This window comes from Streptomyces sp. NPDC054975, from assembly GCF_053609105.1.
The window spans coordinates 74131-87629 of the sequence record NZ_JBSGWV010000007.1; the positions used below are offsets into that span (position 1 = coordinate 74131).

A 13499-nucleotide genomic window follows, 5' to 3' on the forward strand; every position below is an offset into this window, starting at 1 on the left:
ACGCACCATGCGTGTGCTGTTGATGGCGTACGGATCGCGCGGCGACATCGTGCCGCTGGCGGGATTGGCGGCGCAGTTGCGGAAATTCGGCGCGGAGGTACGCGTGTGCGCGCCTCCGGACGAGGAGTTCGCGGAGCTGGTCGCGGGTGTCGGCGCGGAGCTGGTGCCGTTCGGGCGGGACGTGCGCGCGCTGCGGACCGGAGCGCCGCCGTCGGACGCGGCCGGCTTCGCGGCCGAGCTGGTCGCCGCGCACTTCGACACGGTCGCCAAGGCGGCCGAGGACTGCGACGTGCTCGTGGCGAGCGGCCTGATGCCGGCCGGTGCCCGCTCGGTGGCCGAGAAGCTGGGCATCCGCTACGTGTACGCGGGCTTCCACCCGTTCGAGATGCCCTCGGCGCACTACCGGCCGTCCTCGCGGCCCGGCCCGCCGGCGCCGCCCGACATGACCGACAACCAGGCCCTGTGGGACCTGGACGCCCAGAAGGTCAACGCCCTGTACCGCGAGCCCCTCAACGCGCACCGCGCGGCGGTCGGACTCGCGCCGGTGGACAACGTCCGCGACCACGTCTTCACCGAACGGCCCTGGCTGGCGGTGGACCCGGTCCTGGGCCCGTGGCAGCACCTGACGAACCTCGACGTCGTGCAGACCGGCGCGTGGATCCTGCCCGACGAACGCCCCCTGCCCACCGATCTGGAGGCGTTCCTGGACGCCGGCACACCGCCGGTGTACGTCGGCTTCGGCAGCATGCCCATGCGGGAGGCCGCCGACATCGCCCAGGTGACCGTCGAGGCGATCCGCGCGCAGGGCCGCCGCGTACTCGTCTCCCGCGGCTGGGCGGACCTGGGACTGGTGGACGACTCGGACGACTGCTTCGCCGTCGGCGACGTCAACCACCAGGCCCTGTTCGGCCGCGTCGCCGCCGTCGTCCACCACGGCGGCGCCGGCACCACGACCACCGCCGCCCGAGCCGGCGCACCCCAGGTGGTGGTACCCCAGTTCGTGGACCAGCCGCACTGGGCCGCCCGCGTGGCCGAGCTGGGCATCGGCGCGGCACACGACGGCCCGACCCCGACCTTCGAGTCCTTGTCTGCCGCGCTCGAAACGGCCCTCACCCCCGCGACGGAAGCACGGGCGAAGGCCGTCGCCGGCACGATCCGCACCGACGGGGCGGCGGTGGCCGCGAAGCTGCTCCTCGACACGCCGCACGCCGCGCCGGTGAGCCGCGAACAGATCTCCAGCATCGCGCACGCCGACCACCCGATTAAGTCTCCGCTCGACGACGACTCGGTCAGCATGCTGCTCGAACGCGGCCTCCCGCGGGGCGACGAGCGCGTGCTCGACCTCGGATGCGGGACCGCGGAATGGCTCCTGCGCGCCCTGGCGACGCGCCCGCACCTGCACGCCGAGGGTGTCGACGTCTCCGAGGTCGCCCTGACGCAGGCACGCCGGGCAGCGAGCGGGCTCGGGGTCGACGAGCGCCTGGTCCTCCACCACCAGGAAGCCGCGGACTTCGTCTCGACACGGCAGTTCGACCTGGTGATCAGCGTCGGCGCCACGCATGCCTTCGGTGGTCTGCTCCCCACCCTCGCGGCGGCCCGCCGGCACCTGGCCCCCGGCGGCCGCGTCCTGATCGGTGAGTCGTTCTGGGATCGCGCCCCTTCACCAGAGGCCATCGAGATGTTCGGCGACCTCGACGACCTGGCGACCACGGTGGACCGCGTCGTCGCCGACGGGTGGGCCCCCGTTCACGGCCATGTCAGCACTCGCCGCGAGCTGGACGCCTACGAGTGGGCCTGCTGGGGCTCACTGGCCTCATGGGCTCTCGACCACCCGGCGGCCCCGGCCGCCGCACAGGCGCTGGAGGCGGCCACGACTCGGCGTTCGCAATGGCTGCACGGCTACCGGGACAGCTTCGGCTTCGTCTGCCTGGTCCTACGACCTACGGCCCGCACCCGGGGCGGCTCCTGACGCGGAACCGGCCGGGAGCGCGTGACGGGCGCTCCCGGACGGCACTCACTTGGAAGTGATCAGTTGACGAAGACGGGCGCACCCGCCTGCGTGGTGTCCGACACCGGGCCGTACTTCGCCGAGAAGAAGCCGTTGGCGGGGCACGTGCCGGGCCCGCTGGCCTTGGTGAACTGCTGGTTGGCGAAGGCGAGCGAGTTGTCCGCGTTCGACGGGGTCGCCGTCAGGCTCGTGGCGCGGTAGACGCAGGTCGTCACGCCCAGGATGGTGTTGATCTTCAGTGTGGTTTGGATCGGGCCCGCGCTGCCGGCGGTCACGGTCAGCGTGCCACCGGACGTGACGGCCGTCGTGTACGGGAGGTTGTTGACCGTGATGCTCTGAACGCCCGTCGCCCCCATGATGTTGGTGGTGCAGCTGCTCAGGGTGTGGGAGTTGAGCGTCTCGGTCGCGGTGCCGGGCGCGGCCGGGTTGCTCGTGACCGTCGCGTTGAACGCCGAGGAGTTGCAGGTGATGCCGGTGCTGCCGCCGGACGTCGTGGCGATCTTCGCGGTGGTGCCCGAGGCGAGCGAGGCGGCGAGCACGTCGCCGACCGCGACGGCCGGACCGCTGGCGCTGCCGGTCGTCAGGACGCTGCCGGCCGCGGTGGCCGGGTACGTGAACGCCAGGACGGCGGCGACGGCGGCTCCGGCGGAGGCTAAGAAGGCACGCTTGTTCATGGTGGGGGTTCCTTTCGTTCCAGGGTGAGGGTGGTGGAGCTCTGCCGGGGAACGCGGGGACATTCCCTGGCGGGCGGGTACGCGTGGGTGGGCCCCTCGGCAGCGGCCGAGGGGCGGGGGAAGGCTGCGGCTCGACGGTACGTACGGTGCGAAGGCGAGCGAAAACGAGCGAAGGTGGTTCCCTGGCCGGGCCGATCCGGCGCCACGGATCGGCTCAGCGCTGTCGCGGGACACGACAAGAGCGTGATACTCGGTGCGGTGGTGCGCCGTGCGGTGCGCCGCACGAGAGGAAAACCCATCAGGGTTGTAAACCTGTCGAGTATGTGACGTCAACAGCCCCGGGGGGATGTGGCCGGTGAAGGGTGCTCGTCCGACCGAGGAGTTGCAGGTGCTGCCCGGTGCCCGCACGGGCCGCGACCCGGAGCGCTCCCTGCGCCCCGGCCCCCGCCGGCTGACGCCGGAGCAGGTGGCCTCGCGGCAGCGCGAGCGGCTGCTCGACGGGGTGGCCCGCATGGTCGCGGCGCACGGCTACGGCGGTGCGCGGATCAGTGACATCTGCCGGGCCGCCGGAGTGACCCGCCCGGTGTTCTACGCCCTGTTCACGGGCAAGGAGGACGCGGTCCTGGCGGCGTACCGCAGCGGTACGGAGATGGTCGTACGGGCCATGTGCCGGGCCTACGACGAGGCGGGCGGCGCGGCGTCCTGGCCGGCGGCCGTGCGGGCCGGACTGCGGACCATGCTGGCGCTGCTCGCGCAGACGCCCGCGTTCGCGCGGATGGTGGTCGAGATCGAGTCCGCGGGCCCGGCGGGGCGCCGTGCGCGCGCCGAACTTCTGGCCAGTTTCCGACGGTTCTTCGTGGACGCGCCGCCGGGACCGCAGGGGGTGGCGCGCGAGGAGCTGGTGGACACCGTCGTCGGAGCCGTCCACGCGGCCGTCCATCGCGCGGTGGACGAGGACCGGACGTCCCGGCTTCCGCTGCTCCTGGACACCCTGGTGCACGTCGTGGTGTCTCCGTTCACGCACCCCTGAGACCTGCGCACCGATCGATCAACTGCCTTGGTTCGCACACTAGTTGACTCGGTGGTAACGGCGGGTCTACGGTCCAGCAACGGTTCCCTGCCACGCGGCCGCCTCCGTACGCCACGTGAGGAAGACCCCGGGCGGGCACGGGAACCGACCGGATCCACCGTCCGCGCCAGGACAATGCCGCCACAGGTCTGTTTCCTCACGACTGTCAGGAGCACCTCATGGCCCTGTCCGAAGAGCCCACCACTTCCTTACCCCCGGGCGAAGAGCCCGGCCGCAGAGGCCGCGTCCGCTTCCGGCGCGCCGGCCTGATGGCCGCCCCGGCCTGCGCGATCGCCGCGACCCTCGTCGTCCTGACCGCCCAGGGCGCCCTCGCCGCCCAGTTCGCCATCTCCGGCATGCCGTTCGTGGTCAAGGCCGACACTCTCAAGGGCACCGGCTTCGGCCAGTTCGGGGGACTGGACACCATGCCCGAAGGCAGCCCGAACGCCGGCGACACCGGCGGCCAGGTCCTGGTCATCGTCACCGCCATCCGTCAGGCGGAACTCACCAACCTCTGCCAGAGCGTGGAGCTCGGCGGCACGCACCTGCGCATCACGGCAGGGAACAGGGGCACCCCGGTCAAGGCCTCCGGCCTGACCACGGACTCCACCGAGATCTCCGGCAAGGTCGCCGCGTTCGACAACATCGAGATCGGCGGGGACGCCAGCACCTTCGACAGACCCCCGGTCAAGGGCCCGCTCGGCAGCTTCGGCCAGCAGGCCGACACCGTCACCATCACCGACGTGTACCAGAAGAACTACGCCACCACGGCCACCCGCTTCACCCTGCCCGACCTGCACATGAGCTTCACCTCCGAGGGCTGCTGACCATGACACCGCCGGCCACCGGCGGGCGACACCCCTGGCGCGCCTTCGCCGGATGGCGTCACCGCCGACCCTTCGCCCCGGGCCTCATGATCATGCTCGGTGGTGGCGAGATCCTCCTCACCCAACGGGCGAGCATCACCGTCATCCTCACGGCGGGGGCGGACAGCCTGGCCGGCTACGTCCTCCCGGTGATCATGATCGTCTGTGGGGCGCTGATCGTCCTCAACCCGCGCCAGCGCCTCTTCTACTCGATCGTCGCCGTCCTGGCCTCGCTCGCGACCTTCGTCACCTCGAACCTCGGAGGTTTCTTCATCGGCATGCTCCTCGGGCTCGTCGGCAGCTCCCTCGCCTTCGGCTGGCTCCCGGACCAGCCGCCGCGCCGCTGGCGCCTCCCTGGCGCACGCCGCCGGCAACGGGGGTAGACAGGCCAAGGGCGCTGTCGCCGACCGCAGCCGGCGACAGCGCCCTTGGGTGAGCCTCGATGCTCAGTCGGTACCGGACTCCATCGCGGCACGGTCGAGCAGCTCGTCGTTGGCCGAGACCTCACCACGGGAGGCGATCGCCTCGGCGCCGCCCTGCGGCATCGTGCCGATCAGCCCCGTCGCGGCGGCCTGAGCGGCGCCGATCGCCGGGTTCGCGGTCCCGATCAGGCCGAGCCCCGCGTACTGCTCCAGCTTGGCCCGGGAGTCGGCGATGTCGAGGTTACGCATCGTCAGCTGACCGATCCGGTCCACCGGGCCGAACGCGGAGTCCTCGGTCCGCTCCATCGACAGCTTGTCCGGGTGGTAGCTGAACGCCGGGCCTGTGGTGTCGAGGATCGAGTAGTCCTCGCCGCGCCTCAGCCGCAGGGTCACCTCGCCCGTCACGGCCGTGCCGACCCACCGCTGCAGCGACTCGCGGATCATCAGCGCCTGCGGGTCCAGCCAGCGGCCCTCGTACATCAGCCGGCCGAGACGCCGGCCCTCGTTGTGGTACTGCGCGAGGGTGTCCTCGTTGTGGATGGCGTTGACGAGCCGCTCGTACGCCGCGTGCAGCAGCGCCATGCCGGGAGCCTCGTAGATCCCGCGGCTCTTCGCCTCGATGATCCGGTTCTCGATCTGGTCGGACATGCCCATGCCGTGGCGCCCGCCGATCGCGTTCGCCTCCATGACGAGGGCCACGGGGGAGGGGAACTCCTTGCCGTTGATCGTCACCGGCCGGCCCTGGTCGAAGCCGATGGTCACGTCCTCGGGGGCGATCTCGATGGACGGGTCCCAGAACCGTACGCCCATGATCGGCTCCACGGTCTCGACGCCCGTGTCGAGGTGCTCCAGGATCTTGGCCTCGTGGGTGGCGCCCCAGATGTTGGCGTCGGTGGAGTACGCCTTCTCGGTGCTGTCCCGATAGGGCAGGCCGTGGGTGAGCAGCCACTCGGACATCTCCGTGCGGCCGCCGAGCTCGGTCACGAAGTCGGCGTCGAGCCAGGGCTTGTAGATCCGCAGGTGCGGGTTGGCGAGCAGCCCGTACCGGTAGAACCGCTCGATGTCGTTGCCCTTGAACGTCGATCCGTCGCCCCAGATCTGGACGTCGTCCTCAAGCATCGCCCGCACCAGAAGAGTGCCGGTGACCGCGCGCCCGAGCGGCGTGGTGTTGAAATACGCGCGCCCGCCGGAGCGGATGTGGAACGCCCCGCAGGTGAGCGCGGCCAGGCCTTCCTCGACGAGCGCGGCGCGGCAGTCGACCAGCCGGGCGATCTCGGCGCCGTAGGTCTTGGCGCGACCGGGCACGGAGGCGATGTCGGGCTCGTCGTACTGGCCGATGTCGGCGGTGTAGGTGCACGGGACGGCACCCTTGTCGCGCATCCACGCGACCGCGACCGACGTGTCGAGCCCGCCGGAGAAGGCGATTCCGACCCGCTCGCCGGAAGGAAGGGAGGTGAGGACCTTAGACATAGAAAGAGTATGCATCAGAACGCATGACCATGCAAAGCGGATCGGTCATACGGCCCGCACGCGGGCCAGGGTGAGGACGGCGGTGGCGGACGTGGCCCCCAGAACGGCCCCGGCCAGCACGTCGCCCGGATAGTGGACCCCGGTGTGGACACGGGAGTACCCGACGGCGCAGGCGAGCGCGGTCAGAGGCAGCGCCGCAGGCGGCAGCACGGCCCCGACGGCGGTCGCGAAGGCGACGGCGGACGCGGTGTGCCCGGAGGGAAACGACGCGGAGGTGGGCATGCGCACATGGCGGTCGACGATCACCCGCGCCGCTTCACGATCCGGTCGGGCCCGCCGTACGAGACGCTTGCCGAGGAGGTTCGCGCAGGCCGAGGCCACGGCGACCGCGCCGACGCCCAGGACGGCGGCGCGCCGCGGCCGGCCGGGGGAGAGGGCGAGCGCGGCGGCGATGGAGAAGGAGATCTTGGAGTGGTCGGCCGCGCTGGACAGCCGCCGTAGGCCCCTGTCGAGCGTGGGTGTGGGTGTCGCGGCGACAGCGGCGTACAGCGCGCCGTCGACGGCGCGTAGGTCGTGGAGAACGGCGGCAGGACCACCGGGCTTCTCTTCGTGCGGACTACTCATCGCCCCTCCCTCGGAAGGCCAGTGTGAAGATGCGTCGCCAGTTGACTGCAGGGGCGACGGCCGGTCCTCCGGGCCGGTCGCGCGGCACGCGTACGCGCAGCGCACGGTGCCGGACGGTGCAGGTCACGGGCGTCCGCAGAATGAGCGCCTCGCCGTCCACGGCGACGGGCATGGTGTCGTCGCCGTCGGCGGTCACGTCGACCTGGTGCGAGGTCAGCACGTTGAGGCCCTCGGAGAGCGACCCCCGCAGCGCGACGTCGGCGGCCGCGGCCGCGCTGTCGACGCGTACGCCGATGACGCCGAGCTCGCCCTTGTCGAGCCGGGGACGGCGGCCGGAGAACGGGTCGGGCCTTATGTAGGGGTTGTTGCTCACAAGAAGCGCCTGCTGGGACGGCAGGAGGAGCCCGTCGGCCGTGGCGTCGAGGCGTGGCCCGCTCTCATGGAGGAGATCGGGCATGGCGTCGAGCGCGGTCTCGGCCTTGGCGTCGCGGTACTCGGGGCGCTGCACGACCCGCGCGTACACCCCGAACGACACGGTGTTGACGAACGGGAGTCCGTTGACGTCACCGAGGTCGACGCGCAGCTCCTCGCCATGGGCGAGGGCTTCAAGGCTGAGCGACGGATCCTGGCGGTCGAGCCCGAGGTCCATGGCGAAATGGTTGCGGGTGCCTGCCGGCACCACGAGGAACGGCAGATCGTGCTCGGCGGCCACGCCGGCGACCTGTGCCTGCGTACCGTCGCCGCCCGCGGCGCCGAGCAGGTCGGCCCCCTCGGAGACCGCCTGCCGGGCCAGCTCGACGACCTGGTCCCCGCCGGACGGCTCAAGAAGGATCACGCGCGCCCCGAGCTGCTCGGCCCGCTCGACGAGCCCGAAGCGTTCGACCTTGCCGTCGCCGGAGGCGGGGTTCATGAGGATGACGGGACGGTGGGGGGGCCGGCGGGGCGCGGTCCGCATGTGATGCCCGGCGTGCGACGGCCGAAGAGCGGCCCGCCCGCAGCCCAGGGCCACGCCCCAGAGCGCGAGGGCGACGAGCGCGGTCAGCCACAGTCCGCTGCGCACGTACAGCACGAGCAACCCGACCGGGGCGCCGACCATGAGCAGCCCGCCCAGCCACCGCCGCGGTCCCCGCCGGGCCACCGCCCACCAGGCCCCGGCGGCGGTGACGCCGAGCCCGACCAGCCCGCTGACCACTACGACCACTCCACCCCCGCCGACCGACACCAGCAACAGGGCAACGGTGGCCACCACCGCCAGCACGGCCCCTCGCGCCCACAGCCGAGCACGCGCATCGGCACCGCTCACCCCAGTCGCCATGGTCCCCGCCTCACCGATCGTCGGGCCTGTGTATGCACAGTCGTCCCGCCACCCTTCCCCCAAGAAGAGCTTTGAGACGTCCAGGAGTCGGCCGTCCGGGTGAAGCCCGTCACGTACGAGCAAGCTCTCCCGCACGATCACGTCGACCACGGGCGTCCGAAAATAGTAGCCATGGCGATAGTAGCCATGTACTTTATTTGGCATGAGCAAGGGTTCACCGGGTCCGACGCCCGGCTTCCTCGTATGGCGGCTCGCCAACAAGTGGCGCGTCGCCGTCGATCGCGCGGTGGCTCCCTTGGGGCTCACCCACGCGCAGTACGTACTGGTCGCCTCGCTGTACGGCATGCAGCGCACCGGCGAGCGCCCCAGCCAGCGTCAACTCGCCGACCACACCGGCCTGGAGGCGCTGTACGTCTCCAAGCTGGCGCGGGCCCTGGAGTCGTCCGACCTGATCGAACGCGCCCGCGACCCGCGTGACCCCCGCGCCGTGCAACTCGCCCTGACCGAGCAGGGCGCAACGGTCGCACGGCAGGCCGTCAAGGTGGTCCAGGACCTCCTTCAGCAGCTGCTTGAACCGCTCGGCGGGCTGGACGCCCCACGCACGCGGGCGTTCACCGACGAGCTGATGACCCTGCTCGACGCACCTCTCGCTCCACCCGCACCGAACGACGAGAACGACGAGAAGACGGAGAGGACCACCCCATGACCACCCCCGCGCCCACCGCCACCGCCACTCCCGCCGACGCCCGCGCCCTCGGGCTGGCCCACTACGCCGCCCGAGGCGTCCTGGAGCACGTCCTGGCACGGCACGACCTCACGTTCCAGGAGCAGATCGCCCTGCGCGCCGCCGTCACCGCCGACACCGCGCAGACGCCGGACGACCTCGTCACCCAGGTCCGTACCTCCCTCAAGGCCGCCCCGGCCGGAATCCGCGCCACCCTCGACGACCTGCTGGCCAAGGACCTGCTGGTCGCGGACGGCCCGCACCTGCGCCCCACGGAGGCCGGACGCGAACTGCTCGCCGCCGTGGGCGCCGAGACCGCCCCGATCAGCGCCCGTATCTGGGGCGGCATACCCGCCGACGACCTGGTCGCCGCCGGCCGCGTCCTCGCCCTGGTGACCGCGCGAGCGAACGCGGAACTGGAGGCGCTGACGAACTGAACGGAGGCGGACCGAGCGCGTCGGGGATCGCCTACGGCGCGGTGCGGCCGGCAGCGGACGCGCTGTCGACCCGCCCGCGGTTCCAGCCGGTCAGTTCGGCGGCCCGGTTGGAGATGATGCCGTCCACTCCGTACCCGTCGTACCGGTCCCACCGCTCGGCCGTGTCCACGGTCCACACCCACACAGCCACCCCCGCCTGGTGCAGATCGCCCACGACCCCTGGCCGGGCCTCCAGGGCCGCGCCACTGGGGAGATACAGGGCAAGGCCCATCTCCTTGCACAGGGCCACCGGATCGGCGTCCAACTTGTCGCGCAACAGGCCGAGCGGCAGCTCGGGTGCCAAGGCGCGCACCCAGCGCAGGTGCTGGGGATCGAAGCTCTGGACGACCACGCGGCCGGTCATCTTCTCCGCCCGTACGACATCGATCATCGTCGCGACGTCCTCGGCGGTGTCGGCCTGCTTGATCTCCAGGAGCAGACTGCCGCCCCGCGTCCGCAGATCGGCCAACTGCTCGGCGAGCGTGGGAACGCGGGCACCGGCGAACACCGGAGCGAACCACGCCCCCGCATCCAGCCGGCCGATCTGCGCGGCGCTCAGCGCGCCGATCTTCCCCGTCCCGTCCGTCGTCCGGTCGACGGTCGCGTCGTGCATCAGGAACGGCACACGGTCCAGGCTCAGCCGGACGTCGTTCTCGATGAACTCCGCCCCGGAACGCCGCCCCACCTCCTGCGCGACCATCGTGTTCTCGGGCGCCAGAGAGGACGCCCCCCGGTGTGCCACGACCGCCAACCGCTCGGCATCGGCGCGTTGGAACGCGGACGAGGTCACGCGCGTGACCCGCACGTCGTCGAACGCCACGGACCCCCCGCCCACCACCAGCGCCAACCCACCATCGGCAGACCCCTGAGGGCGGCTCGTCACCAAGACCTGCCGGTCGTCGAGGAACCACACGGCCTGCCGGTCCCGGACCTCGACCCGCACCCGTACCTCCCCCTCGGCAGCCACCCCGACCGGAACCGGCGCGCCCTCACCGGTCCCTTCCCCGAAGGAGACACCACGCCCGGCACGCACCACCCCGGCGGTCCACGCCCCCGCCCCGGAAGCCGGCACATCCACACCCAGCCCGAACCACCCACCGGCCCCCGGCTTGAACCGCGCCCGCGCCTCGAACCGGAGATCCGCCGGTCCACCCGCGAACGTCACCACCCCCTTCCCGCCCCCGGCACTCCCCACCAACTGCCCGCCCTCGACCCGCCACTCCCCACCGGCCACCCGCCACTGCCCGGGCAGCGCACCGATGGAGAAGTCCTCCCGGACGACGACCCCCACATCACCCGGCCGGGCCGCGGCGGCAGGAGCACCGTTCACACACCACAGCAGCGCGCACCCGGCCAGAACGCATGCGGAACGAAAGAGATCACGAGGCATAGGCGGAGGCTAGTACGCCCCACGCCTCCCACCGGCCACCACACGCGCGTGGCACCGGCGCGCCCCCTGGTAGGGCTCATCGGTGACCGGTCGTCTGCTCGCCGTATCCGCCCGCGGGTGACCAACGCCGTGGGGCTGGAGCGGCTCGCCGCGGTTCTTCAGTCGGATGCTGTGTCGTGTTCCACGCTGGAGAGGGCTGTGGTGATCAGACGGGTGGCGAAGTCGCGGTCGTCGGTGAGCCGGTTGATGTGCTCGGCGAGCAGGAAGGCGGTGGCTTCCAGGGGTTTCATCTCGGCCTCGGTCCAGGCGCCGTACTGCTGCCGCCACAGGCTGGGGCTGAGGCCGGTGCCCGCGGCGATGGCCAGACCCGCCATGGTGGGGATGGCTTCGGGGCGGATGCTCCTGGGCATCGCGCGCAGTGAGGCCACGAGGCTGGGCACCACGTACTCGATGACGTCCTTGTCGTGATCCTCGTAGGCGGCCCGCAGCCATTTCATGAACATGTAGATGAGCGTGCACGCGCCGTCCAGCACCTCGTCGGCGCCCCTGGGGCCCAGGGAGGCTGTGTAGTGGTCGATCATCTGCTGCTGCTCGGGGCTGGTCCCGGTCACGCCGTCGTAGACGGCCTTGAGCCGGGAGTCGATCACCATGAGAGCCGCATCCACATCGCCGACGGGAGCGTGTCGGGGGTCGCAGGGCGATGACACAGGGTTCCTCCTCACGTGACCGCGCAGGACGGGCGCGGCGTTCCGCACGGTAGACGGCCGACCGGAGGGAGGCCCGGCGAATCCGGAAGGAGGACTCATTCCGGTGAACTGGCTTCCTGGGTCAGCAGCATCGGAGTTGACTGGCCATCAGTTCTCGCTCTGCACCGAGTTCTCGGTGACGCGTGTGCCGGGGTGGGCGAGGGCGCAGAGGAAGGCGATGGCCAGCGCGATGGCCATGGCGTAGAAGACCCACTGGTTCGCTTCGGCGAAGTCGGTCCGGATGGCGTCGCCGGCGCCTTGGAGGGCTCTGGCCACGGGGCCGTCGCCGGTGGGGGCCTGCCCGTCGGGGTGGCCGGTGACTGCTTCGGCGACGTGACGGGCCGTCGATTGGGCCTCGGCGGGCGGGAGGCCGCGTTCCTGCAGTGTGGCGGCGATCCGGTCGGTGGAGACATGGGTCAGGATGGTGCTGAGGACGGCCATGCCGATGGCGGCCGCGTAGTTGCGGACGGTCTGGGTGATGCCGGTGACCTCGCCGTACGAGGCGCCGATGGCGCGGTTGACGGCGTCGGTGGAGGCGGGGGCCAGCAGAAATCCGATGCCGGCGCCGGCCACGGCCGCGTAGGGCCATTGGTCGTGCATCGACAGGTCGGTCAGTTTCTGGGCCCAGAGGAAGAAGCCGACGGCGCCGAGTGCGCAGCCGATTTTCATGGCGGGGCGGGCGCCGCGTTTGTCGAGGATCTTGCCGCCCCATTGGGAGGCGATGCCGAATCCGATGAAGAAGTACAGCAGGTACAGGGCGGCCTGGTTCGGCGAGGAGCTCAGGGACACCTGGGCGTACACGGAGGCGAAGAAGAACACCGGCACGAACGCGAGCATCGCGAAGAACAGCACCAGGCTGTCTACGGTGAAGGCCCGGTCGCGGAAGACGTCGAGGTTGATCAGCGGGTGCGTGGTGCGCCGCTCGTATCCGACGAACAGCACAAGGATCACCAGACCACCGGCGATGCAGGCCCACGTCGTGGCGCTGCTCCAGCCCCAGGACGATGCCTGTTGGAAGCCGAGCACGCTCAGGCCCATACCGGCGGCCACGAGCACGGCGCCGACGGCATCCAGCCTTTCCTGACGCCGGCTCGCGGGGACCCGGGCCAGAACGGTGAGCACGATGGCGATGACCGCGACCGGTACGTTCACCCAGAAGATGGCCCGCCAGGTCCATGCGGTGAGCCAGCCGCCCAGGAGGGGGCCGAGGGCGGTCAAGGCGCCGGACAGGCCGAAGAAGAGGGCGAGGGCCCGGCCTCGCCGGTCGACGGGGAAGACGGCGACGACGACGGCCAGGGCGGCGGGGAACATCAGGGCGGCGCCCAGGCCCTGGGTGGCGCGGAAGACGATGAGCCACGTGAGCGCGAAGCTGTCGTCGGGGACGCAGCCGCACAACACCGACGAGACGACGAAGACGACCGTGCCGAGCAGCATGATCCGCCGGTGTCCGAAGAGGTCGGACAGCCGTCCGCCGAGCGCGAAGAACGCGGCGAGGGAGAGCAGGTAGGCGTTGACGACCCACTGCATCCCGGAGGCGGAGAGGCCGAGCTCGGCGGTGATGCGCGGCGCGGCGATCGAGACGATGGTCTGGTCGATGAACGTCATGGAGACCGCGAAGAGCATCGCCACGAGGGCGAGCGTCTGGCGGGGAGCTCCTGACGTGGCGCCACCGGCCGGCGCGGACGGTTGGGACGTACCTGCCATGGAAGGATGAT

At 71.4% G+C, this 13499-nt stretch carries 13 protein-coding genes and 1 pseudogene; 7 read left to right on the plus strand and 7 right to left on the minus strand.

Annotation, left to right across the window (positions count from 1 at the left end; genetic code table 11):
• Window positions 1–7 precede the first annotated feature (7 nt).
• Together ACWF79_RS10705 and ACWF79_RS10710 are read left to right on the plus strand one after the other, a co-directional pair.
• Window positions 8–1198, plus strand: a pseudogene (locus ACWF79_RS10705) (glycosyltransferase); the annotation flags it as partial.
• An 18-nt stretch (window positions 1199–1216) separates the two neighbouring features.
• Window positions 1217–1969, plus strand: a complete 753-nt coding sequence (locus ACWF79_RS10710) for an SAM-dependent methyltransferase (RefSeq protein WP_453727807.1) — start codon at window positions 1217–1219, stop codon at window positions 1967–1969.
• Between the two features lie 59 nt (window positions 1970–2028).
• Here ACWF79_RS10710 and ACWF79_RS10715 read toward each other — a convergent pair whose 3' ends face one another.
• Window positions 2029–2682, minus strand: a complete 654-nt coding sequence (locus tag ACWF79_RS10715) for a Tat pathway signal sequence domain protein (protein WP_453727711.1) — start codon at window positions 2680–2682, stop codon at window positions 2029–2031.
• 346 nt (window positions 2683–3028) lie between these two features.
• Between ACWF79_RS10715 and ACWF79_RS10720 the strand changes: the two genes are divergently transcribed.
• The 3 genes from ACWF79_RS10720 to ACWF79_RS10730 all read left to right on the plus strand — a co-directional run bounded on the left by ACWF79_RS10720 (window position 3029) and on the right by ACWF79_RS10730 (window position 5000).
• Window positions 3029–3712 carry a TetR/AcrR family transcriptional regulator gene (locus ACWF79_RS10720; RefSeq protein WP_453727712.1) on the plus strand — a complete coding sequence of 228 codons (684 nt, stop codon included), beginning with the start codon at window positions 3029–3031 and terminating at the stop codon, window positions 3710–3712.
• Between the two features lie 218 nt (window positions 3713–3930).
• Window positions 3931–4578, plus strand: a complete 648-nt coding sequence (locus ACWF79_RS10725) for a DUF6230 family protein (protein ID WP_453727713.1) — start codon at window positions 3931–3933, stop codon at window positions 4576–4578.
• A 2-nt stretch (window positions 4579–4580) separates the two neighbouring features.
• The gene (locus ACWF79_RS10730) at window positions 4581–5000 is read left to right on the plus strand and encodes a DUF6114 domain-containing protein (protein ID WP_453727714.1); all 420 of its coding nucleotides are present in this window, start codon (window positions 4581–4583) and stop codon (window positions 4998–5000) included.
• A gap of 63 nt (window positions 5001–5063) precedes the next feature.
• Here ACWF79_RS10730 and argG read toward each other — a convergent pair whose 3' ends face one another.
• The 3 genes from argG to ACWF79_RS10745 are packed head-to-tail and all read right to left on the minus strand — an operon-like array spanning window position 5064 to window position 8448.
• Window positions 5064–6509, minus strand: a complete 1446-nt coding sequence (argG, locus tag ACWF79_RS10735; protein WP_453727715.1) for an argininosuccinate synthase — start codon at window positions 6507–6509, stop codon at window positions 5064–5066.
• Between the two features lie 45 nt (window positions 6510–6554).
• Window positions 6555–7133 carry a phosphatase PAP2 family protein gene (locus ACWF79_RS10740; protein ID WP_453727716.1) on the minus strand — a complete coding sequence of 193 codons (579 nt, stop codon included), beginning with the start codon at window positions 7131–7133 and terminating at the stop codon, window positions 6555–6557.
• Window positions 7126–8448 (minus strand): diacylglycerol/lipid kinase family protein, encoded by a 1323-nt coding sequence (locus ACWF79_RS10745; RefSeq protein WP_453727717.1) that lies wholly within the window; start codon window positions 8446–8448, stop codon window positions 7126–7128. Before ACWF79_RS10745 ends, ACWF79_RS10740 begins: the two co-directional genes overlap by 8 nt.
• 202 nt (window positions 8449–8650) lie before the next feature.
• Here ACWF79_RS10745 and ACWF79_RS10750 point away from each other — a divergent pair, with 202 nt between their 5' ends.
• Both ACWF79_RS10750 and ACWF79_RS10755 read left to right on the plus strand, forming a co-directional pair.
• Window positions 8651–9154 carry a MarR family winged helix-turn-helix transcriptional regulator gene (locus ACWF79_RS10750; protein ID WP_453727718.1) on the plus strand — a complete coding sequence of 168 codons (504 nt, stop codon included), beginning with the start codon at window positions 8651–8653 and terminating at the stop codon, window positions 9152–9154.
• Window positions 9151–9609 (plus strand): MarR family transcriptional regulator, encoded by a 459-nt coding sequence (locus ACWF79_RS10755; protein ID WP_453727719.1) that lies wholly within the window; start codon window positions 9151–9153, stop codon window positions 9607–9609. Before ACWF79_RS10750 ends, ACWF79_RS10755 begins: the two co-directional genes overlap by 4 nt.
• 31 nt (window positions 9610–9640) lie before the next feature.
• On the opposite strand, the gene ACWF79_RS10760 is transcribed toward ACWF79_RS10755, so the two are convergent.
• The 3 genes from ACWF79_RS10760 to ACWF79_RS10770 form a co-directional block, all read right to left on the minus strand.
• Window positions 9641–10978 (minus strand): glycerophosphodiester phosphodiesterase, encoded by a 1338-nt coding sequence (locus ACWF79_RS10760; protein WP_453727720.1) that lies wholly within the window; start codon window positions 10976–10978, stop codon window positions 9641–9643.
• Between the two features lie 218 nt (window positions 10979–11196).
• On the minus strand, window positions 11197–11745 hold the full coding sequence (locus ACWF79_RS10765) for a hypothetical protein (protein ID WP_453727721.1): 549 nt from the start codon (window positions 11743–11745) through the stop codon (window positions 11197–11199).
• Between the two features lie 147 nt (window positions 11746–11892).
• The gene (locus ACWF79_RS10770) at window positions 11893–13488 is read right to left on the minus strand and encodes an MFS transporter (protein WP_453727722.1); all 1596 of its coding nucleotides are present in this window, start codon (window positions 13486–13488) and stop codon (window positions 11893–11895) included.
• Between the last annotated feature and the right edge of the window lie 11 nt (window positions 13489–13499).